The organism is Corallococcus sp. CA054B, from assembly GCF_003611625.1.
Classification (GTDB): Bacteria; Myxococcota; Myxococcia; order Myxococcales; family Myxococcaceae; genus Corallococcus; species Corallococcus coralloides.
This window is the reverse complement of the sequence record NZ_RAVY01000001.1, coordinates 109,709-132,414: the sequence shown is the minus strand read 5'-3', so window position 1 is coordinate 132,414 and position 22,706 is coordinate 109,709. Positions and strand designations below refer to the sequence as shown.

The following is a 22,706-nucleotide window of genomic DNA, read 5'->3' as shown; positions in this document are numbered from 1 at the left end:
CGACACGGCCTTTTTATTTTCCCGCCGAGCCTTCCAAACCCTCGCAATCACGGGGCTTCCCATGTCCCGGCCGCGAATGTGACAGTGCCCCCATGCACGCGGGCGTGACCTCCCCCGGGACGAAGCCTTTTCCGGCCAGCGGCCTCCTGCACCCGGCGGTGCTCGTGGCCGTGGTGCTGCTCGTGCTGAACGACCACGTGTTCAAGGCGCGCTGGCCGTCGTGGTGGACGGGGAAGCTCTCCGACGTCGCCGGGCTCGCGATGTTCCCGGTGCTCCTCCAGGCGCTGTGGGAGCAGGCGTTCCAGCGCCGCGCGAGGGAATTCCGTCCGTCATTCCCGGTGCTCGTGGGCGCGGTCGTGCTGACGGGGCTGTGCTTCGCCGCGACGAAGATTTCCTCCGACGCCGGGGATGCGTGGCGCTGGGCTCTGGGCGCGCTGCAATGGCCCTTCTACGCGCTGCGCGCGGGGCTCGCGGGCGCGCGCATTCCCGCGATCCGGCCCACGGTGCACACGGTGGACATCACGGATCTGCTCACGCTGCCGTCGCTGCTCATTCCCCTGTGGCTGGGATGGCAGCGTGCTCGCGTGCCTCACGAACAGGGCGCGCGTATTCCCGCGCATGAGGAGTCTTCACTCCCTCCTTGATTGCTGCGAGCTGTGCACGTCGCTTCGCGGCGCGTGTCAGACCCCCAATTACAGTCGGCCCCGTCACGCATTGAACCGACAGGGGTCGTCATGTCCGCGCGTTCTTCCCAATCCCATACATCCACGCCTTCAAACATCCTGGAGCAGGTGCGGCAGTGCGCCGCGTCCGTCACGAGGTATCCGCTGGACATCCTGACGGAGCATGCGCAGCTCGAGGACGAGCTGGGCATCGACTCCGTGAAGCTCGCGGAGATCGCCGCGGTCATCGCCCGCGAGTTCCAGCTGCCGCCGGACCGGCTGCCGCGAAACGGGAAGGCGCGCACGCTCGGCGCCATCGCCGGGGCGGTGACGGAGGCTCTGGGCACGCAGCCCGGACCAGCGCTCCACGTCGCCGCGCCCGTCGCCCCCGCTGTCGCTGAAGCGAAGGCGAGCACCGGTGCTCCCGCCACGCAGGACCTCCTGCCACGCGTGCGCGCCGTGTTCGCGCGCGTGACGCGCTACCCGGAGGAACTGCTCACGCCGCACGCGGACCTGGAGGACGAGCTGGGCATCGACTCCGTGAAGCAGGCGGAGGTGATGGCCGTGCTCATGAAGGAGCTGGGGCTGGGCGACGCGCCGAAGCCGTCGCAGCGCCTGCGCACGATGGCCGCCATCGCCGACGCGGCCCGTGCGCCGCTGCCGGCCGCGCCGCCCATCGCGGAAGCCAGGCCTCGCGCGCCCGTCGTCCACGCGGCGCCCGCGCCGGTTCCCTCGCGCACGGAGCTGCCGTTCGCGGGCAAGGTCGCGCTCGTCACGGGTTCGGGGAAGGGCATCGGCCGGGTCATCGCGACGCGGCTGGCGCGCGCGGGCGCGACGGTGGTCGTCAACTCGTTCCACTCCCGTGAGGACGGGGAGAAGACGGCGCGGGACATCGTCGACGCGGGTGGCAAGGCGGTCCACCTGTGGGGCTCCGTCGCGCAGGAGGAGCACCTGGAGCGGATGTTCGCGGCGATCCGCGAGCAGCTGGGCGGGCTCGACCTGCTCGTGTGCAACGCATCCAACGGGCTCATCGGTCCGTTCGACCGCATCGCGCCCCGGGATTGGGACAAGGCGTTCCGCACCTGCATCACCGGCACCTACGAGTGCGCGATGCGCGCCCGCCCGCTGATGGCCGCGTGTGGGGGCGGGAGCATCGTCACCATGTCCACGTCCATGTCGCAGCGGTACATGCACGACCTGGGTTGCCAGGGCGTGGTGAAGGCAGGCGTGGAGTCCCTCACGCGCTACCTGGCCGCGGAGCTGGCGCCGGATGGCATCCGCACTAACTGCGTGTCCGCGGGCCCCGTGCACGGGGACCTGTTGGGGATGTTCCCGGACGCGCCGGAGCGGGTGGCGCGCTGGGAGTCCGCGACGCCCGGCGGACGGCTGTGCACCGCGGACGACGTGGCGGACGTGACCGAGCTGCTGCTGGGGCCGAAGACGCAGCGTGTGAATGGCGCCATCTGGGTGGTGGACGCCGGCCTCTCCGGAACCGTGGACGGCCTGCTGCCGGCCGCGCGCGCGTCCTGACCCTCACCTTCCAGGAGCCATCACCATGGACTTCTTCGCCGTCCCGTATGACATCCACTTCGACGACACGATGGCCTACGGGAGCCATCACTTCCTCACCAACTTCAAGTTCCAGTGCGCCGGCCGGGAGCACCTGCTCTTCAGCCCGCACGCCTTCGAGGAGCCCGGGTTCCGGCGCGACTTCGACCAGGTGCTCCTGCTCACCTACGAGGGCTATTCGCGCAACCTCGCTCCGGCGCTGCTGGGTGACCGGCTGATCATCCTGACGTCGCTGGAGGAGCGCGGCGAGGTGTCCCTGCGCTTCTGCTTCCGCACGTTGAAGAGCGACGGCACGCCGGTGGCCTGCGGCTACCAGACCGTGCTCTGCGCGGACCGGCAGGGAACGCTGCGCGCGTTTCCGCGGTCCTTCCAGCGCAGCTTCGAATCGCTGGCGGCCCTGCATGAGCCGGCGGGCCCGAAGAGCTTCCGCGACCTCGCCTTGCAGGGAGGCGGAGGCGTGCAGGCCTTGTTCCCGGAGGCCGTGCGCGAGCTGGCGCGAACGCTGCTGGCGGACACCGCGCCGCGCGGTGTTTCGCGGACGGTGCACCTTCCGGATGCGGTACCCGCGCCCGGCCTTCAGCTGCCGACCAACGCCACCGCGTTCCTGTTCGCGGGCCAGGGCACGTTCGAGCCTGCCCTCTTCCTCCAGTTGAAGGCGCTCCAGCCGGAGCTGCGTGACGAGTTGCTGGCGGTGTCGGAAGCCTGCCGTTCGCAGGGCATCGACGTGGGCCCGCTGCTCGCGGCGGAGGACGTGGCCCAGGTGGGCCGGGCGTTGGACGCGGCGCCGCTGTTGGATCAGCTCGGCATCTTCCTGTCCGGGGTGCTGGGGGCGCGGTGGCTGGAGCGTCAGGGCACCCGGCCGGATGTGTTCGTGGGGCACAGCTTCGGGGAGATCGCGGCGATGACCGCGGCCGGAGCCCTGGACCTGCGCACGGGCGCGGCGGTGGTGTGCCGTCGCATCCGAGCACTCCAGACGGTGCCGGACGACCTGGGCACGCTCGCGGCGGTCGCCCTGTCGGAGCCGGAGACCGGCCGGGCCGTGGCGGAGAGTGGGGCCAGGGCGCTGGAGGTCGCGGGCCGCAATCACTCGCGGCAGACCGTGGTCGCGGGGCCCCGTGAGGAACTGGAGCGGCTGCGCGCGTTCCTGGAGCGGCAGGGCAAGGGCTTCACGTTCATCTCCAGCCGCTACCCGTTCCACCACCCGAGCCTGGCGCCCGCGGTCACCGCGTTCCGCGCGAGCCTCGCGGGCCTGGCCGTGCATCCGGCGCGGGGACCCATCTATTCGCCCATCGAGCGGCGGGTGTACGGACGTGGCGGGTCCGAGCTGGCGGGAGCGCTCGCGTCCCACCTGGTGCGTCCCTTCGACTTCCCGGGCGCGGTGGAGACGTTGGTGGGCGCGGGCTGCGCGCGGTTCGTGGACTGCGGCACGGGGGGACGGCTGACGCGCATCGTCCAGCGGATCCTTCCCCAGGACACGCCCGTGGCGCTGACGTCCGTGGACCGTTCGCTGCCCGAGCGTGCGCCGGCCGTGGCGCCTGTCGCTCGGGATGCGGCGCCCGTGGTTCCGGCCATCGCGGTGGTGTCGTTGGGCTGCATGCTCCCGGGCGGCGCGAAGGATCCGGAGACGTACTGGCGGAACATCCAGCGGGGCATCAGCGGCATCGTCGACACGGGGGTGAGCCATCCGGACCAGGTCGTGGACTTCGTGGGTCCGGCGGTGACTCCGGACCGCACGTACACGCTGCTCACCGGGCGGGTCCTGGACAGCGACCTCGTTGCGCCGGCGGGAATCACGCCGGACCGATTCCAGCGCTATGGCCGTGAGCAGCGGTTGCTGGCCATCGCGCTCAGTCAGGCGATGGAGTCCTTGCGGTCCACCGCGCCGCGCGCGCCTGGGCGCATCCAGTGCCTGCTCGGTTCCACCGCGGACGGTTCGCCTGAGTATGACGACGCGCTCTGCGTGGAAGCGGGAGAGGCCCTGCTGCGTGCACGCGGCGAGACGGCGCGGGAGTTCTCCACGCTGATGCGTGAGGCGCTGGGCGTCACCGCGACGTCCTCCGAACTGGCACCGCACCCCACCCTCCAGACGGTGGTGTCGGACGTGGTGGGCCCGAGCGTGTCCACGGTGCTGCTGGACGCGGCGTGTGCCTCTTCGCTCTACGCCATCGCGCTGGGGATGAAGGCGCTGGAGCGCGGCGAGGCCGACCTGGTGCTCGCGGGAGGAGTGTTCTCTCCAGGCCCGGGCAACAGCTGTCTGTTCTCCCAGTTCAAGGGGCTCTCCGCGATAGGAAGCCGGCCGTTCGATGAGCGCGCGGATGGCGTCATCTTCGGCGAGGGCGCGGGAGTGGTCGGCCTGATGCGCCTGGAGGATGCCGTCTCCGCGGGGCTGAAGGTCCACGCGGTCATCCGTGGCGCGGGGCTCTCCAGCGACGGGCGCAGCAGCTCCGCCAACGTCCCGCGAGCGGACGGACAGGTGGCCGCGATGGAGGCGTGCTACGCGGCGGCGGGCGTTGAACCGGCATCCATCCAGTACATCGAAGCGCACGGAACGGCCACGCCGGCAGGCGACACCACCGAGTTGCAGTCGATTGGCCGTGTCTTCGGAGGCAAGCGCAAGGGCCTCCAGCTCGCGAGCGTGAAGGCGTTGATCGGCCATGTGGGGTGGGCCGCGGGTGCGGCTTCGGTCATCAAGCTGTGCAAGGCGCTGGAGCACCGGAGCTTCCCGCCGCAGTCCCACTTCGACCGTCCAGGCGCGGGGCTGCGAGCGCTCGGGCCGGACTTCGAGGTGAGCACGCGGGAGCAGCCGTGGCCGGAGAACGGGGACCATCCGCGCCGTGCCGCCACCAATGGCTTCGGCTTCGGAGGCACGAACGCGCACCTGGTGCTGGAGGAGTACCGGGGAGGCTCGCTCGCGCCGCGCGCGAGGGCCGCGCCGCCCATGAGCGAAGAACTGGTGGTGGTGGCCGCGGAGGGGATGTTCCCGGAGGTGCGTTTCGACGCGAACAGGATGCGCCTGCCCGCATCCGTGCGGCTGTTGCCGGACATCACCGAGGACATGGACCTCACGCAGCACCTGGGGCTCATCGTCGCGAGCGACGTCGTGAAGAAGCTCGGGGCGTTCGATTCGCTGCGGACGGGGACGGCCATCGTCCTGGGGTTGGAGGGCAAGACGTGCCGGGGCGTGGAGGCCACGCAGCGGGTGATGGCGGACTCCACGCGGCGCAGGCTGCGCGAGCACCTCCAGCGGGCTCCGGACTCCGGGCGGCTGCTGCCACTGGTGGACCGGCTGCATGCGGCGGTGAGCGCGCTGCGGCCGTCCGGGCCGTACACGCTCCAGGGGATGATACCCAACGTCACGCCGGGACGGGTGGCGGGGGTGCTCGACACCAAGGGGCCGAACTTCGTGGTGGACGCGGGGGCCGGCACGCTGGCCGCGTCGCTGCGCGCATCGAGGGCCCTGTTGGACAGCGGCTTCGAGCTGGTGCTCGTGGGCAGCACTCACGTGAAGAGGCCCGGGGAAACCCCTGCTGCGTCAGCGCCCGAAGAGGGCATGACGATGCTGGCGGTGACCACGGCCGCGAAGGCGGAAGCGAGGGGCTTGAGGCCGCTGTGCCACCTGCGGATGTCCGAAGAGGCGGGCTCCGGTTCAGGGCCGGGCGTCACGTTGCCGCCCCACTCCGCCCGGGAAGCGAGGGAGGTGCTGAGCGCGGTGCGGGCCGCCGCCGAAGGCAGGGCCACCACGCTGCGCTTCCACCCGGATGCCGCGACCGGCACACGGCTGGTGCTCCAGCTTCATCCTGGCCTCAGCGCCCGGACTGGAGCACCGGAGGAACAAGCGGTGGCGGCAGTGTCTCCGTCAGCGGAGCGCCGCGCTCCGGAGAGGTCCGCCAGGCCCTCGGGCAGGCCTTCTGTCCCCAGTGCTGAGAATCGAGACCTCGGCGAGACCGCCCCGTCGGCGGCGAGCCGCACGAACCTGTCCGACAGTCGGACAAGTTTGGACACCCCGGTCGGCCCGGACGGGCTCCCCCTTCAGCCGGGCCGCGAAAACCGGTCCGACAGTCGGACAAGTTTGGACACCCCGGTCGGCCAAGCCCGGGCGGGCGCACGCGAACTACCGCGCCCCGCCGGTCTGGCTGCATCACCTGCGATGGATGGAAGGCAGCCGCGCCGCCCGAGCACCGGAAACCTGTCGGACAGTCGGACAGGTTTGGACCACACCGGGCCGGAAGGGCTGCCGCCCCAGTCGAACCACGAGAACTTGTCCGACAGTCGGACAGGTTTGAAGAACCATGGCCGGGAGGGGCTCCCACTTCAGTCTGGCCACAGGGACCTGTCCGACAACCGGGCCGGTTTGAAGAACCACGGTCGGGCCCAGCCGCCGCTCCAGCCGGTCCATCGGAACTTGTCCGACAGTCGGACAGGTTTGGAGAGCCTGGTCGGACGGGACGGGCTCCCCCTGCAACCGGGCCGCGAAAACCTGTCGGACAGTCGGACAGGTTTGGAGGACCACAGCCGGGACCGGCTGCCGTTCCAGTCGAGCCACGAGAACCTGTCCGACAGTCCGACAGGTTTGGAGAGCCGCGGCCAGGACGGGCTGCTGCTCCAGTCGAGCCACAGGAACCTGTCCGACAGTCGGACAGGTTTGGACCGCTTCGGTCCGGAGGCGGGCAGCTCGGATGCCCGGGGGTCTGGCGCTCCGTTTGAACCAGGAGCCATCGCGACGCACCTCGCGCATTCCGAACCCGAGGCGTTCAACAGGGCTACCGGTTCCGCGCAGACGCGGGCGGACGCGGTTCACACGGATGAGGCACATCCGCCGTCGACCTCCGCTCCCATCCCGGAGACTGCTGACGGCTTCGACCACTCAGCTGCCATCCGCTACCACGCGCCGGTGCTCGTCGAGCGCCCGGCCCTGACGACCGGAGCGTCGCCACTGCGTGGCCGGCGGGTGCTGTTCATCGCTCAAGACGAAGCCGTGGCCCGTGAGCTTTCGGCCCAGGCACACGACATCTGCGGCCCTGAGTTCCGCATCCTCCACTCGGGTGCATCCGATACAGGTGCGCGGATCCATGGCATCGACCTCACGCGAGAGGAGACCGCGGACGCGGGCCTGGAGGCGCTTGGCTTCGAGCCTCAGGTCATCATCTCGGTGTGCCGGATGCCCTCCGCGGAAACGGAGTCCTCCGTCGTCGCGGACACAGCCTTGCGCCACGAGGCGCTGGAACTGCTCTTCCTGTCCGCCCGCCGCGCCTATGAGGGACTGACCGCCGGCACCGTGATGCTGGCGAGCCTGTGCATCGGCGGCGTCGGTGCGCGCCGGACGCTGCACCCTGTCACCGGCCTCTTCGCCGGCCTGCTCAAGTCCCTGGGCCGCGAGGTTCCTGCGCGTAGCATCCGTGCCGTCGCCACGGGTCCGCTTCCGCTCCGCACGGCGCTCGACCATGTCGCGTCCGAGCTGGGCACCGGTGACGACGCCGGCCCCGTGGAGGTCTGCTTCGACGGCTCCGTCCGCTGCGTCCGGCTGCTCCAGCCCACGGACGTCCCGGCACGTCCCGCCGTCACCCTCGACTCCAAGTCGATGGTCCTGCTCACGGGCGGTGGCCGCGGCGTGACGGCCGTCCTCGCCGGTGCGCTGCTCAAGCGGTACGGCTGCAAGGTCATCCTCCTCGGCCGCAGCGACCCTTCCGATGCTCCCGAGCGCGTGCTCCAGGCACGTGACGAGGAACTGGGCGCCGTGGAGCGCGAGTTCTACGCCTCCGAGCTCGCCCGTGACCGCACGGTGCGCATGCCCGCGCTGCGCGCACGCTTCGAGCGCCACCTGGCCGTGCGTGAGCTGCGGGCCACGCTCGATGGGCTCATGCGGCTCCCCGGCCAGATGACCTACCGCGCCGCGGACGTCACCCGTCCCGAGGACGTGGACCGCGTGGTGGAGGAGCTGATCCGCGAACACGGGCGGCTCGACCTGGTGGTTCACGGCGCGGGCACGCAGGTCTCCAAGAAGCTCCACCGCCGCCGGCTCACGGAGCTCCGGAGCACGCTGGACACCAAGCTGCTGGGACTGCGCAACCTGCGCGAGGCCTGCGCTCGCCGCCTCCCGGCTCCCGTGCCCTTCCACGTCCTGACCTCCGCGTTCAGCTACATCGGCAACGACGGGCAGGCGGACTACGGCGCGGCGAACGAGGCGCTGGACCGGCTCTGCGCCTGGGTCAGCGACGCGCGCCAGGACGTGCAGTGGTGCAGCGTGGGCTGGCTCGCCTGGGACGGCATCGGCATGACGCGCGGTTCGGAGTACCGCGTGCTCGGAGCCAGCCGCCGGCTGCGCGGCATCCGCGCCGACGAGGGCGAGGCGCTCTTCCTCCAGCTGGTGGACGGACAGCCCGTCCAGCCCATCAACGTCCAGCTCACCGAAAGCGAGCGCGCCTTCTACGGCCTGGAGGTGCTCACCCCGCCTGGGCCCACTCCGGAACCTCCGCGTCCCACGCGAAGGGACCTCACGGTCGACGCGGCGAGCGTCCCGTGCCTGGCGGACCACCTCGTCCGAGGCACGCCCACCCTGCCCGGCGCCTGGGCCCTGGACCTGATGTTCCAGGCGGCCCTGGACGACACGCGCCCGGAGCTGCGCACCGTCACCATCGAGGACGTGCGCTTCTCCCGCTTCATCCGCGTGAAGCCCGGCGGCCAGCAGTCCCTGCGCGCCGAGTGCACTCCCCTCACCGATGCTCCGGGACAGCACAGCGTGCAGGTGAAGCTCACGGGGGACATCGTCCATGCCTCCGGCGTGGTGCTGGAGCGCGACCTCGTCTACGCCGAGGCCCGCTTCACGCTGACGGCGGAACCGCCCCGGCCCCCACCCCGGCTGGAGGCCGCCCGCGCTTCGGGCCACGGCCTGTCCGTGCACGACCCGCACTGCGCCACGGGCTCCCCCATCGAGCTGCGCAGGATGTTCGACTGCCTGGAGGAGATCCGCCTGGAGGAGGACGCCCGCTTCGCGAGACTCGGGCTGCCGGAGGTGACACGGAAGGCGGGCCACGGCGTGCCGGCGCTCGTGATGGACGCGGCCCTGCGCCTGAGCGCGATGCACGTGGAGGGCGTGTCCAATGACGTGTTCGCTCCCGTGGGTGTCCAGCGGGCCACGTTCGACCGGGACCTGGTGGCGCATGACGCCAGGGCGCCTCGCCGCCTCACGCTGAAGTCGCTCGCCCCTCGTGTGGAGGGAGACCTGCTCCAGTGCGGCACCGTGGCGGCCCATGACGAAGCCGGCCGCCTGCGGATGCTCATCGAAGGCGGCATCGCCCGCCCCATGGCTTGAACCCCCTTTTCCGCTCAGGCAACCGCCATGACCGACTCCTCTTCGTCCCTTCCCATGCCCCTGGATGACGCCAAGCGGCTCCGCTCGGAGCTGCGCCGCGTGCTGCCCCCGGAGGCCTTTGAACGACAACCCCTGCGCGGCATCGTCGCGCTCTGCCTCGTGCCCGTGGAAGCGGCGCTCATCTGGGTGCTCGCCACCTGGACGCTGCCCCACTGGGCGTGTCTGCTCATCGCCTTCGTGCTGGGCCAGCTCATCACCGCCGTGGGACTCGCCGCGCATGAAGCCCTGCACCACTCGGTGTTCCACGGCCGCAAGTGGGAGAGCCTGCTGGGCTGGGTGGGCTTCGCACCCTTCCTGGTGACGCCGGGCAACTGGAGGGCCTGGCACGTCCAGGCCCACCACAGCGCCGCCAACGTCCTCGTGCGCGACCCTGACATCCTCCCGCGCAGGACGGACTGGCATACCCAGGGGTTCGCGAAGCTGTTCCACGCCATGTCCCCCGGCTCCGGACACTGGCTGAGCTTCATCAGCTTCAGCGTCTTCTTCACCGCGCAGGGCCAGGCCTTCCTCTGGCACCACTGCCGGCTGCCCGCGTTCCAGCACGTGCACCTGCACCGGGCCCGGGAGCGCGTGCTCACGGTGCTCGTCACCGCGGGCTGGGTGGCGCTCGGGTGGGTCCTGGGCCCCAGGGCGGCGTTCTACGCGCTGGTGCTCCCACTTCTCATCGGGAACGTCACGCTGATGATCTACATCGCCACGAACCACTGGATGCAGCCCGCGGCGGAGGAGACGGACAACCCCTTCGTGAACACCGCCAGCGTGGAGACCCACCCGCTGATGAACTGGCTGCACTTCAACTTCAGCTATCACCAGGAGCATCACATCTTCCCGGCGCAGAGCCCGAAGTATGCCCCCCTGCTGCGCAAGCACCTGCGGGAGCTGAGCCCCCGGGCTTCCATCGTCTACCCGCACCTGCACGCGCTGCGCACATTGTACCGGCGTCCAGCGCTCTACTCCGCGGATGGCCAGTCGCTGATGGGCCGGGACGGCACGCCGGAGGTGAGCACCACGGAGCTGCGACGACAGCTCGAGGCCACCTGAGCAGCGCCAGCAGCCCGGACGCCCGCTCGGTGGGTGGGCGTCCGGGTTGGCCCCGCTCCGACAGGCGAGGGCTCACCACGCGCCGCGGCATCCCCACCCTTCCTCCAACGGAGGAAACGGATGCGCACGGAGTCGGTGACAGGTGGTCCCCGCGTAGAAATCCCTTCACGGGCGGCGGCGCTCCACGAAGCGAAGGTCGAAGCCATCAGCCAGCAGCTGCGGCAGCGCAAGGGCAAGGGCCCCGCGTCCTTCAAGAAGAAGTCCCCACCCCACAGCGTCCCCAAGCGGTTCGATGCGCGGCGCCGCGACGAGAAGGTGGACCTGGGCGACCTGGACGCCATCCTCGACATCGACCCCGTGGGGATGACCTGCACCGCCGAGCCCGCGGTCACCTTCGACGAGGTCGTCCGAGCGACGCTGCCGCACGGGCTCATCCCGTTCATCGTCCCCGAGCACAAGACCATCACGCTCGGGGGCGCCATCGCGGGGTGCTCCATCGAGTCCATGTCCTTCCGCCAGGGCGGCTTCCACGACACGTGCCTGGAGTACGAGGTCATCACCGCGAAGGGAGACGTGCTGCGCTGCTCACCGACGAGCGAGCCGCTCCTCTTCCAGATGATGCACGGCTCGTTCGGGACGCTGGGCATCCTGTCCAAGGTGCGCTTCAAGCTCACGCGCTGCGCGCCCTACGTGCGGGTGACGAACGAGACGCACTCCACCCTGGAGTCCTTCCAGCAGGGCATCTGGCACCACTTCCAGGAGCCGGGCGCGGACTACCTGGACGGGCAGATCTTCTCCCCCACGAAGCACGTGCTGTGCGTGGGCCACTTCGTGGACCGGGCGCCGTACGTGAACCGCTACGACTGGCTCACGGCCTACTGCGAGAGCATCCCGCGCCGGAGCGAGGACTACCTCCCGACGTATGACTACCTCTTCCGCTACAACCGGGGCGTCACGCACGTCAAACCGAAGAACCTCCTCGCGCGGGCGCTGTTCGGCAGGCTCATCCACTCCGACAGCGTGCTGAGGACCGCCAACCGCTTCACCCAGCTGCTGCCGAAGAAGGACCCGCCGGTCATCGTGGACGTGTTCGTCCCCTTCTCGCGCACGGCCGCGTTCATGGACTGGTACCACCGCGAGATGCGCCACTACCCCGTCTGGTGCGTACCCTTCCGGCGGACGCGCGACTACGAGTGGCTGGCACCCCAGTGGTGGGCCGGAATGAAGGACCCGTTGTTCCTCGACCTGGCGGTGTACGGCATGCCGCAGCCGCCGGGCCGCAACGTCTACAAGGAGCTGGAGGACGAGCTCCAGCGCGTCAACGGCACCAAGACGCTCATCTCCTACAACTACTACGACGAGGAGACCTTCTGGAGCATCTGGAACCGTGAGACGTACCAGGCCGTGAAGCAGCGCACGGACCCGGACAACCTCTTCCGGGACCTGTATGTGAAGACGTGCAAGGCGGCGCTCGGCCTTTAGTCAGACAGGCTTCAGCCGATCTCCGTCCGCAGGTTCAGCGGACCGGCGGGGACGCCCACGTCGTGGAGCGCGGGGTCGTCCTTCTCCGTCTGCCAGGCGTTGGCTTCCGTCACGGTCTTGCCGGTCGCCTCGTTGGTGATGGACATCTTGCCGTTGTGGCCCGCGGGGGCAATCTGGCTGGTGTCGAAGCCGCTCCAGCCCGTGCCGGAGTTCGCGAAGGTGGCCTCGCCCCAGGTCTGTCCGGAGTTCGCGCCGGGCTTCGCCGTGCCGTCCTTCGACGCGGCCCACGCCACGCTGGTGTTGCTGTCGAACGCCACCACCTGCGACTGGCCGGGCTGGAGCGTGAACGTCTTGGGCGTGCTCTTGTCGAAGTTCTGCCCGTCGTTCGGGTTCCCGTTCTCGCCCGTCTTGTTCCAGAGCGTGATGGTCTGCGGCTCGTTCGTCTTGTTGGTGAAGGTGTTCGTGTACTTGAACTGGCCCTTCTGGCTCTCGTCGATGAGCTGCATGTTGCTATTGTAGGGCGAGCCGACGTTGTTCTTCGCGAGCCACGGCGCGTTCGCGGGCGCGGGCTCCGTGGAGCCGGCGGACGGCGGACCGAAGCCGGGGCCCGCGTCACTGTTGTACGTGGGGTGCGCCGGAGCGGACGCGCTGGAAGTCGGTGCCGCGCCCTGAGCCGCGGAAGCCGCGGACGCCGCCGGCCCCTCGAAGGTGGAGGCCGAAGACGCGGACGCCGCCTTCTGCGCCGGGGCCGCGCCGCCCACGCCGCCCACCGCGGACGCGGCACCCTCGGCGCCCTGGCCCTGGCCCGCGGGCGACTGCGCCTGGAGCATGTTCACCAGCTGCGACAGCTGGCTCACCAGCTGCGACAGCTGCTTCTCGAAGCCCCCGCCGGAGGCGCCCCCCAGACGGCTCGGGCCCGCCTCGAAGGAGTCGGTCATGAGCATCCGGCGCAGGTCGTTCCGGGGCTGCTGCGCAGAGGTGCCCATCACACCCTGAGCCGGCGCGGCGGCCGGCTTGAGCTGGGAGAGGCTCGAGGAAGGCTGGAAGGAGGACGCGCGGTTCAGGGAGGAGATGGACATGCTGGGACCCAAGAGCAGGACGCATGCCAGCCCCCGGGTTCCGTGAAATCAGTCACTTGGGCCAAGCGCTCCCTGCCCGTCGCGATGACGCCATTCACCAGCTGATGTCTGGCGTCACCAGTGGGCGTTAGCCAGCGTGGGCCGCGAAGACGCCCCGCAGGCCCGCGATGAGCGCGTCACCGGGATACGGCTCGCCCAGCGGCCCCAGCGCGTCGCGCAGCGCTCCGAAGAGCGCGTGGACGTGCCGGGGCTTGTCGCCGTCCCAGTCCAGGTGCCGGGCGATCTCCTGGCTCCGCATCCGGAACTTCGCCAGCGCCTCTTCGTAGGGAGCCGCCGTGGGGATGTTGATGCGCAAGAGCAGCGCCAGCAGCGCGAGGACCTCCGCGAAGTCGTAGCGGTCCGTCTTCGCGTCGTAGAAGGACTCCAGGCCCACGGTCTCCGGCTTGAACCAGTAGCCGATATAGGCCGCCGCCTTCTCCCGGCTGTTTTCCACGTCCACCTGGAGCTGGGCGTGAAGCCCCGGATCCACCTGCGTCACCAGCGACCGGAGGACCGTGGCCTTGCTCAGGGTCGTGCTGTCGAAGCGCCGCGTTGGCAGCGTGCGCAATGGCGTTCCCTCGAAGGTGAGCACCTCCAGCTTCGGCAACCGCGTGAGGACCTCCGGGAAGTCGAACATGAGCTGGACCTGTTTCCAGCTCCCGAAGGCCCGCCGGACGTAGGCGTGGGGGTTGTTGATCAGATTCACCCGCCGCAGCTCGACGCATCCGGCCAGTGACTCCGGCAGCCGCCAGAGGCAGTTGGCTTCCAGGTCCAGGACCCGCAGCTTCTTGAGCTCGCCAATGGACTCCGGCAGTTCCAACAGGCCATTGCTTCGCAGGTCCAGCTCGCGCAGCTCCGTGAGCTGCCCCAGCTCCTCCGGGAGCACGCGGAGGTTGTTGCGGCGGAGGTTGAGCTTCTCCAGCTTGCGGAACAGGAAGAGCTCCTCCGGCAGGGACGTGAGCCCCTTGTCCTCCAGCGTGAGGCTCTTGACCTTGTCAGGCTCCGCGATCTTCTTCGCGACGAGCTGACGGAACGCCTCCCGGATGCTGGTGAACGCGTCGCGAGCGACGGGCTTGCCCGCCGCCAGCCGGGCCCGCACCTTCTCCAGATCGACGCGGCCGTCCCTCACCACCGCCGGGACGAAGACGCCCTTCCCTTCGTAGGGGTCCTTCACGTCCTCCACCCCGCCAACCACCGCGAACACCTTCGAGTCCTGGCCCAGGTAGCGGTGCGCGTCGACAGTGCCCGCGACCTTGAAGGAGTAATGCGAGGCAAGGGTGCGGGCCTTGAGGTTGCCGTCCACGGAGACGCTGCCGTGGTTGTAGACCGCCACCAGGTCTTCAGTCGTCAAGTCGCCGGAGACGTGAAGCCGGGCGCCGCCGATGGCGATGCGCTTCGCGACGAGGTTGCCGTGCACCTGGAGGAACGGCCCGAAGTCGTTCTCCCAGTTGAGCACGCAGCCTTCGACGGTGAGGTCGCCTCGCACGATGAGGCCGGTGAACGGAGGCTCGTCCTCGTCGTCCTGCGCGAAGATTCCCTGGTGGAAGTCCAGCCGCAGGTCGTAGGGCATGACGACATTCCCGGTGAGGACGAGCACGCGGTCCGAGTCATCCTCGCGATTGCCAGGGGCCTTCACCTCGTCGCGAACCTGGGACCAGGTGAGGATTTCGAACGGCAGGTCGCGGGCCGGAGACGGGGACGCCTTCTTCTTCATGGCCCGACCTCTACCCCATCCGGTCGGAAGCAGGCAGGGCCTTCGGTGCGCTCTCCCGCACCCGCTGGATGGTGGAGTCCCACAGCAGCGACCAGGCTTCGCGGTTCCCGTCGAAAACACCCTGGCGGATCCGCGCCGCCAGCTCGCGGTTCAGCTCCGCGAGCTCCCCTTCGCGGTGGAGCAGCGCCACCAACGCCCCGCGTTCCTCCCGTGCGGGCCCCTCACCCGCGCGGAGTTGCCGCTCCGCGATGCCCATCGCGTTGGCGATCATCCGCGCCGCGTAGACCTTGTCCTCCGGCAGCCCGGGCAACAGCTCCCGGAGCAGCACCTCGCGGGCAATCGCCAGCAGCGCGGCCCCGTCCGGCTGTTCACGCATTCCGTCCTCCCGTCATCGAAAGAAGTTCCAGCTCCAGCTCCGGCACCACATGCGCCGTCAGCGCCAGCTCCAGCGAGGGCTCACGGCCGGACACATGCCGCTCCCCCTGCTGCACGGCAATCACAGCCCAACGCGCGTGGGCGAAGACCTCCCAGTAGCGCACCGCCTCCCAATCCAACGGGCGTCCACTCACGCGCGCATAGCCCCGTGCCAGCGCCTCACGGGAGCCGATGCCTCCCGCCTCCTTGTCGAACTGGCCGAAGCGCCAGCACCGCGCGCAGAACCACCCGATGTCCTCCAGCGGGTCCGACCACGCCGCGAACTCCCAATCCAGCACGGCCGTGAGCCCGGCTTCGTCCAGCATGTAATTGCCCGTGCGGAAATCCCGGTGCGTCAGCACCAGCTCCGGCGTCTTGGGCGCATGCCGCTCCAGCCAGCGGATCCCCCACTCCAGCGCGGGGAATGCCGTGTGGTGGCCATCCAGGAAGGATTGGAACTCCTTCACGCCCCGCAGCGCGGGAGACAGCGCTGGCACCGGGAGGAAGGACAGGGCCTCCACGGGAGGACGGATGGCATGCAGCCGCGCCAGCTCCTCTCCCAGCCGCTCGGTCAGCGCCTCACGGTCACCGCCCAGCCCCAGGTCCTTCGCGATGCGATGGCCTGCGGCGGTCCCCCGCGCCCTGCGCATCACGAAGAACGCGCGCCCGAGCACGGAGCTGTCTCCCAGCCACAGCGGCTCCGGCACCGTCACGCCCGCGCGGAAGGCTTCTCGCAACAGGGCGAACTCCTGGGCCCGGCCGTGCGACACGGAGACGCCCGACGCCGCATCGGAGCGCAGTACGCACTCCAGCACGCCTTCATGCGGCCCTCCGCGCACCACCGCCGTCAGCAGCCAGTTCTCCTGGATGGCGCCCCCGGAGAGCAGGCGCGCATCGGTGAGCCGCACCTCGCGGGCCTCCGCCTTCGTGGCCAGGAAGGACTCCAGCGCGTGCTTGTGTTCCTCGCGCATCGTCACCCCACTCCCCACCGGAAGAAGTCCGCGCCTTCCGACAGGTACGCACGCGACAGCACCATCTTGTGGATCTCACTGGCGCCATCCACCAGCCGTGCCTGGCGCGCGTACCGGTAGATCCATTCCACGAGCGTGTCCTTGGAGTAGCCCCGGGCGCCCATCAACTGGATGGCCGTGTCCGCGGCCTTGTGCAGTGCATCCGCCACGTGGATCTTCGCGATGGAGATGTCCGTGCGCGCGAAGTCCCCCTGGTCCAGCTTCCAGGCGGCGATCATGGTCAGCAGCCGCCCGATGTGGATGTCCTTGGCCGCGTCGCCCAGCATCCACTGCACGCCCTCGTGCTGAGCCAGGGTCTCCCCGAAGCTCATCCGCCGCGAGACGTAGCCGCCCGCCTCCTCCAGGCACCGCTTCGCCAATCCCAGCCAGCGCATGCAGTGCGTGAGGCGCGCCGTGCCCAGGCGGATCTGCGTCACCTTGAGGCCATCACCCACGCCCAACAGTCGCTGCTCGTCCGGGATGCGCAGCCCTTCGAAGACGAGCTCGCAATGACCGCCGTGCTCTTCGGGCCCCATGATGGGAATGCGCCGCTCGATGCGCCATCCCGGTTGGCTGGCATCGAAGAGGAAGGCGGTCAGCCCCTTGCGCTCGTCGTCGGAGGTGCGCGCCACCACGATGAAGTGCTGAGCCCCCTGGGCCCCGGTGATGAACCACTTGCGGCCCGTGAGCACCCATTCGCCGCCCTGCTTCTCCGCCCGCGTATAGGTGAGGGATGGGTCGGAGCCACAGCCGTCGGGCTCCGTCATCGCGAAGGCGGAGCGCACCTTGCCGTCGATGATGGGCTGCAACCAGCGCTGCTTCAGCGCCTCCGTCGCGAGCACCTTCTCCAGGACGATCATGTTGCCGTCATCCGGAGGCGCGGCGTTGAACATCACGGGTCCGAAGGGCGAACTGGCCGCCTCCTCGTAACAGGCCGCCATGCCCACCACGCCCAGGCCCTGCCCTCCGCGCGCCTTCGGCATCTGGAAGGCCCAGAGTTCCTGCGCGCGGGCCAGCTCGCGCACCCGAGCCACCACCTCTTCGCGGAGGTTCTCGTGCGCGTCGAACGCGTCCGCCTGCTTCTCCAGCGGCAGCACATGCGTGGCCACGAACTCACGCACGCGCAGCCGGTACGCTTCGATTTCAGGGGAGAGAGAGAAGTCCATCTGGGGCTCCTGGGAACTACAGGGTCGAGCAGAGGTGGCCACCATCCACTTCAAGGACCGAACCACTCATGTAACCGCCGGCCTCCGAAGCCAGCAGCAGCAGCGGCCCATCGAGTTCCCGCATGTGGCCCAGCCGCCGGAAGGGAATGCGAGCAAGCAGCTTCTGGCCGGCGTCCTGCGCGAAGAAGGTCCGGTTGAAGTCCGTCTCGATGTAGCCGGGAGCCAGCGCGTTCACGCGGATCCGATGCCGCGCCAGCTCCAGCGCCATGGCCTTGGTGAGGTGGATCAACCCGGCCTTGGAGGCACAATACGGAGCCACGCCACCGGCCACCCGCAGCCCCAGGATGGACGCGATGTGGATGATGCTGCCCGGAGAGCCCTGCTCCACCAGCCGCCGCGCCACGGTCCTCGACACGAGATACGAACCCTTGAGGTTCGTATCGATGACGGTGTCCCAGTCCGCCTCCTCCACCTGGAGGAAGAAGCCCTCGCCGGACACGCCCGCGTTGTTCACCAGCACGTCCAGCACCCCGCCCGCCAACGCCTCCGCCTCGGCCACGGCGTCCTGCACGGATGCCGCGAGCGTCACGTCCATGGACACCGCGTGGGCGCGCAGCCCCAACCCTCGCAGCCGCTCTACCTCCTCGGCCAACCGGTCCGCTCGCCGCGCCGCCAACACGACCTCCGCGCCCGCCCGGGCCAGCACCTCCGCGAAGTGCAAACCCAACCCTCCAGAGGCGCCCGTCACCAGCGCGCGGCGTCCCTCCAGGCCAAACGCATCCACACTCATGAACGGTCTCCAGGGCAGGCAATCGATGACGCAAACCGTCGAAAAATCCCGGGTATTGTCTGGCGATTCTTGCTGTTGACGCCGCGCCAACAAGTCTCCACTATACCCATCACATGAGCCAGGATTTCCAACCATGAGCTACCAACACATCCGCGTTTCCTATGCGGACAGGGTCGCCAATGTGGAACTGCACCGGCCCGAAGCCCGCAATGGCTTCACCGTGCTCATGGCGGATGAACTGGCCGCCGCGCTCGCCGCCGCGGACGCGGATGAAGCGGTGCGAGTGGTCATCCTCTCCGGCGCGGGGAAGGACTTCTGCGTGGGGGCGGACCTGAGCGGTCAGTCCCTGGAGGTCACGAACACAGACATCCCCGGGGGCACCTGGGTTGAACCCGCGACTCGCGTCGCGCGCCAGCTGTTCATGCTGCGAAAGCCAGTCATCGCCGCCATCCAGGGCGCGGCGGTGGGCGTGGGCTCCACGATGATCCTCCCCGCGGACTTCCGGCTCGCGGCCAGGAACAGCCGTTTCGGGTTTGTCTTCAGCCGGCGGGGCATCTACCCGGAAGCGGGCTCCTGCTGGTTCCTGCCCCGGCTGGTGGGCCTGGGCCGCGCGATGGATTGGATGGTGAGCGGGCGGCTCGTGCCGGCGGAAGAAGCGCTCGGCGCGGGGCTGGTCCAATCCCTCCACGAACCCGAGGCTCTGGCGGACGCCGCGCAGAAACTCGCAAGGGAGCTGGTGGAGTCGACCGCGCCAGTGTCCGTGGCCGTCATCCGGCAGGCGCTCTACCGGATGAGCGCCCTCCCCTCGCCGGAGCCTGCGTTCGCCCTGGACAGCCAGCTCATCGCGAGCCTCGGAGAGAGCGCGGACGCGCTAGAAGGCGTCATGGCCTTCATGCAGAAGCGACCCGCGCGGTTCTCCCGGACGGTGACCCAGGATTTGCCCACGTTCCTCCCCTGGCAGGAGGCCCGCCGATGAGCGCGCTGGCCCCCCGCTGGAAGCGGCTGGAGCCGGATGAACGCCGGCAGCAGATCCTCGAGTGCGCCATGCGCCTGTTCGGCGAGCGCCCCTACGCGGACGTCTCCACCACCGACATAGCCAAGGAGGCGGGCGTCGCGCGGGGGCTCCTCAATCACTACTTCGGGCAGAAGCGGGATCTCTACCTGAAGGTCGTGAAGCGAATGCTGCTCATGCCCGGCATCGAAAAGAGCGTCCCCATGACCGGAACCCTGCGAGAGCGCGTGGAGCGCAGCGTCGAGTGGTACCTGGACACCGTGGCGACCCACGGCAAGACGTACCTGGCCGTCATCGGGAGCGGCAGCATCGGCGCGGACCCGGACGTCGACCGCATCATCGCCGAAGCCGACGACGTGGCCGCGTCGCGAACGCTCGAGTTCCTGGGGCTCAAGGCGGAGGTCGGCAACGATTCGCGGCAGCGGGCGATGATCCGCTCCTACAGCGGGCTGGTGAAGGCCTCCATCCGCGAGTGGCTCCGCGACGGAACGCTCACCCGCGAGGAGACGCACCTGCTCCTGAGCGAATCGCTCCTGCTCATCGTGCGCGACCTGCTCCCCCAGCTCGCCCGGACGGCGACGCCCGGACGCGCCACTCCGGCGAAGCCGAAGGCCCAGAAGTGACGCGGCCCATGGCCAGTCCGGGCCCGCTCACCGGACGCACGCTGCTGATGTCCGGAGGGAGCCGTGGCATCGGGCTGGCCATCGGTGTCGCGGCCGGACGGCTGGGCGCCAACGTCGCGCTCCTGGCGAAGACGGGCACGCCGGATCCACGCCTGCCGGGCACGGTCCACACGGCCGCCGCGGAGATTGAAGCCGCGGGCGGCAAGGCGCTCGCGGTGGTGGGCGACGTGCGGGACGAAGCGGACGTGCAGCGCGCCGTGGACGAAACGGTGGCGCGCTTCGGCGGCATCGACTTCTGCGTCAACAACGCGAGCGCCCTGGCCCCGCTCAAGACCGAGGAGCTCCCGCTCAAGCGCTTCGACCTGATGCAGCAGATTCAATTGCGCGGGACGTTCCTGCTCACGCGCACGGCGCTGCCGCACCTGCGGCGCTCGTCCCACGCGCACATCCTCTCGCTGTCCCCGCCGGTGAACCTGGCGCCCCACTGGATGGGCCTGCACCCCGCGTACACGATGGCCAAGTACGGCATGACGCTGCTCACGCTCGGCTGGGCGGCGGAGCTGGCGGACGCCGGCATTGGCGCGAACGCGCTCTGGCCTCGCACGCTCATCGCCACCGCCGCCGTGAAGAACCTGCTCGGCGGGGACGCGTCGATGGAGCGGGCCCGCTCGCCGGACATCATGGCGGACGCGGCCGTGGCCCTCCTCCAACGGCCGCCGCGCGAGTGCACCGGACAGACCTTCATCGACGAGGACGTCCTGCGCGCGGCCGGAGTCACTGATTTCAGCCGCTACGGCGGCGGCCCGGACGTGGTGCTCGACCTGTACGTCGATCCCTGAAGAGGAAGCACGACAGACAAGCGGCTTGACCTTTGACCTTGGCGGAGGTGTGTCCATGGGTGCGTTTGACGCGAACCTGGAAGCGCAGTGCCTGTCCCTCGCGGCCCAGCTGACGCTGCCGCGCCTCCTCCGGCGCAACGCCACGGAGTACGAGGACGCGCCCGCCCTCACCTACGGGAACAGCACCCTCACCTGGGGCCAGCTGCGCCAGCGCACCGCCGCGATGACCCGAGGGCTCTGCGTGCTGGGGCTGAAGCGGGGCGAGCGGATGATGATCATGATGTCCGGCCGGCCGGAGCATTGGATCATCGACTACGCGGCGGCCCACCTGGGCGCCATCTCCTGTACCGCGTACCAGACGCTGAGCACCGAACAGGTGGGCTACGTCGCCCGGCACAGCGCGGCCACGGTGGTGGTGCTGGAGGGCGCGGACGAGCTGGCCCGGTGGTGGCCGGTGCTCGAATCCCTCCCCGCCCTCAAGCGCATCGTCGTCGTGGACGCCTCCGCCCTGCCACGCGGGGACTCGCGGTTCATCTCCTTCGCGGACCTGGAGGCCGAAGGCCGCGCCCTCCACGAGGCCAACCCCCAGGCCTTCGAGGACGAATGGAAGGACCTCCGCCCGGAGGATCCGCTGGCGATGATGTACACCTCCGGCACCACCGGCGACCCCAAGGGCGTGGTGCTGAGCCACCGCAACGCCTTCTATGAAGCCGTCGCGGTGGACCAATGCGTCCCCGTGCCGATGCGGGTCCCCTCCATCGCCTATCTCCCGCTGGCCCACGTGGCGGAGCGCGAGCTGGGGCTGTACCGCGCGCTCTACAAGGCGCTGCACATGCACCTGTGCACGGACCCCACGGGCGTGGTGCCGCTGTTGGCCCGCTCGCGCGCGCCCGCCTTCTTCGGCGTGCCACGCCTGTGGGAGAAGCTCGCGTCGGGCCTGCGCATGAAGGTGGACGCGCTCCCCGACGCCCAGCGCGAGCCCCTGCTCGCCGCCCACGCCGCCGCGCTGGAGTCCTTCCGGCTGCGCGGCTCCGGCAGGCCCGTGCCGCCCGAGGTCCAGCAGAAGGCCGCGGACGCCGAAGCGCACGTGCTCGAGCCGCTGCGCAAGTCCATGGGGCTGGATGCGCTGCATTGGACGAGCAGCGGCTCCGCGCCCATCCCCGTGGACATCCTCGAGTTCCTGGGCGGCTTCGGCATCCAGGTGCTGGAGGTCTGGGGCATGAGTGAGACGACCGGCTGCGCCACCATCAACACCCCCACCGACTTCCGCGTCGGCTCCGTGGGGCGGCCCATCCCCGGGCTTCAGCTCAAGCTGGCGGAGGATGGGGAAATCTTCGTGCGCGGCCCGGTGGTGTTCATGGGCTACCTCGCGCCGGACGGCCAGATTGTCCGCGCGACGGACGCGGACGGCTGGCTCGCCACCGGCGACATCGGCACGCTCGACGCGGACGGCTTCCTCAGCATCACCGACCGCAAGAAGGAGCTGATCATCACGTCGAGCGGGAAGAACATCGCCCCCTCCAAGCTCGAAGGCATGCTGCGCGCCCACCCACTGGTGGCCCAGGCCCTCGCGATTGGCGACGGCCACCCCTACGTGACGGCGCTCATCTCCTTGGATGCAGAGGCCGCGCCCGTCTGGGCCAGGGCCAGGGGCCTGTCCTCCGTGGCACTCGAGGACCTCTCACGAGACCCCACCATCCAGGCGGAGCTGGAGTCCCTCGTCGCCGCGGCCAACGTCCGGCTCTCCCGCTCGGAGCAGATCAAACGCTTCCACGTCGTCCCGGAGGCGTGGTCCCCGGTGACGGGAGAGCTGACGGTCACCCTCAAGCTCAAGCGCCGCGTGCTGCTCGCGCAGTACGCCGAACGCATCGCCGCGCTCTACGCGAACGCCTGACGC

15 protein-coding genes are annotated in these 22,706 nt (G+C 69.8%); 9 read left to right on the top strand and 6 right to left on the bottom strand.

The window, feature by feature from the left end; all coding sequences use genetic code 11:
* The first annotated feature begins 92 nt into the window (after positions 1-92).
* The 5 genes from D7V80_RS00520 to D7V80_RS00495 all read left to right on the top strand — a co-directional run bounded on the left by D7V80_RS00520 (position 93) and on the right by D7V80_RS00495 (position 12,123).
* The gene (locus tag D7V80_RS00520; RefSeq protein WP_120586302.1) at positions 93-644 is read left to right on the top strand and encodes a hypothetical protein; all 552 of its coding nucleotides are present in this window, start codon (positions 93-95) and stop codon (positions 642-644) included.
* Positions 645-734: 90 nt separating this feature from the next.
* Positions 735-2,192, top strand: coding sequence for an SDR family oxidoreductase (locus D7V80_RS00515; RefSeq protein WP_120586301.1), 1,458 nt, complete (start codon positions 735-737; stop codon positions 2,190-2,192).
* 25 nt (positions 2,193-2,217) lie between these two features.
* On the top strand, positions 2,218-9,540 hold the full coding sequence (locus D7V80_RS42455) for a type I polyketide synthase (RefSeq protein ID WP_233585048.1): 7,323 nt from the start codon (positions 2,218-2,220) through the stop codon (positions 9,538-9,540).
* Between the two features lie 27 nt (positions 9,541-9,567).
* Entirely contained in the window at positions 9,568-10,641 is a 1,074-nt protein-coding gene (locus D7V80_RS00500) for a fatty acid desaturase (RefSeq protein ID WP_120586300.1), read from the top strand.
* A 120-nt stretch (positions 10,642-10,761) separates the two neighbouring features.
* Positions 10,762-12,123 (top strand): FAD-binding oxidoreductase, encoded by a 1,362-nt coding sequence (locus D7V80_RS00495; RefSeq protein ID WP_120586299.1) that lies wholly within the window; start codon positions 10,762-10,764, stop codon positions 12,121-12,123.
* An 11-nt stretch (positions 12,124-12,134) separates the two neighbouring features.
* On the opposite strand, the gene D7V80_RS00490 is transcribed toward D7V80_RS00495, so the two are convergent.
* The 6 genes from D7V80_RS00490 to D7V80_RS00465 form a co-directional block, all read right to left on the bottom strand.
* Positions 12,135-13,202, bottom strand: coding sequence for a hypothetical protein (locus D7V80_RS00490; protein WP_120586311.1), 1,068 nt, complete (start codon positions 13,200-13,202; stop codon positions 12,135-12,137).
* Positions 13,203-13,329: 127 nt separating this feature from the next.
* Positions 13,330-14,955 carry a leucine-rich repeat domain-containing protein gene (locus D7V80_RS00485; RefSeq protein ID WP_120586298.1) on the bottom strand — a complete coding sequence of 542 codons (1,626 nt, stop codon included), beginning with the start codon at positions 14,953-14,955 and terminating at the stop codon, positions 13,330-13,332.
* Positions 14,956-14,965: 10 nt separating this feature from the next.
* The gene (locus D7V80_RS00480) at positions 14,966-15,331 is read right to left on the bottom strand and encodes a DUF6285 domain-containing protein (protein WP_120586297.1); all 366 of its coding nucleotides are present in this window, start codon (positions 15,329-15,331) and stop codon (positions 14,966-14,968) included.
* The gene (locus D7V80_RS00475; protein WP_120586296.1) at positions 15,324-16,340 is read right to left on the bottom strand and encodes a phosphotransferase family protein; all 1,017 of its coding nucleotides are present in this window, start codon (positions 16,338-16,340) and stop codon (positions 15,324-15,326) included. Before D7V80_RS00475 ends, D7V80_RS00480 begins: the two co-directional genes overlap by 8 nt.
* A 2-nt stretch (positions 16,341-16,342) precedes the next feature.
* A complete protein-coding gene (locus D7V80_RS00470; RefSeq protein ID WP_120586295.1) occupies positions 16,343-17,545 on the bottom strand; it encodes an acyl-CoA dehydrogenase family protein in 1,203 nt (400 codons plus the stop codon).
* A 16-nt stretch (positions 17,546-17,561) separates the two neighbouring features.
* Positions 17,562-18,335 (bottom strand): SDR family NAD(P)-dependent oxidoreductase, encoded by a 774-nt coding sequence (locus D7V80_RS00465; RefSeq protein WP_120586294.1) that lies wholly within the window; start codon positions 18,333-18,335, stop codon positions 17,562-17,564.
* 133 nt (positions 18,336-18,468) lie between these two features.
* Here D7V80_RS00465 and D7V80_RS00460 point away from each other — a divergent pair, with 133 nt between their 5' ends.
* From D7V80_RS00460 to D7V80_RS00445, 4 genes are read left to right on the top strand one after another with little or no spacing between them, the layout of a single operon-like run.
* Positions 18,469-19,311 carry an enoyl-CoA hydratase-related protein gene (locus tag D7V80_RS00460; RefSeq protein WP_120586293.1) on the top strand — a complete coding sequence of 281 codons (843 nt, stop codon included), beginning with the start codon at positions 18,469-18,471 and terminating at the stop codon, positions 19,309-19,311.
* Complete coding sequence (locus tag D7V80_RS00455; RefSeq protein ID WP_120586292.1) at positions 19,308-19,970, top strand: TetR/AcrR family transcriptional regulator; 663 nt, start codon at positions 19,308-19,310, stop codon at positions 19,968-19,970. The genes D7V80_RS00460 and D7V80_RS00455 overlap by 4 nt, the downstream gene beginning before the upstream one ends.
* Positions 19,971-19,978: 8 nt before the next feature.
* A complete protein-coding gene (locus D7V80_RS00450; RefSeq protein WP_120586310.1) occupies positions 19,979-20,809 on the top strand; it encodes an NAD(P)-dependent oxidoreductase in 831 nt (276 codons plus the stop codon).
* A gap of 55 nt (positions 20,810-20,864) precedes the next feature.
* On the top strand, positions 20,865-22,703 hold the full coding sequence (locus D7V80_RS00445) for a long-chain fatty acid--CoA ligase (RefSeq protein WP_120586291.1): 1,839 nt from the start codon (positions 20,865-20,867) through the stop codon (positions 22,701-22,703).
* The last annotated feature ends 3 nt before the right edge of the window (positions 22,704-22,706 follow it).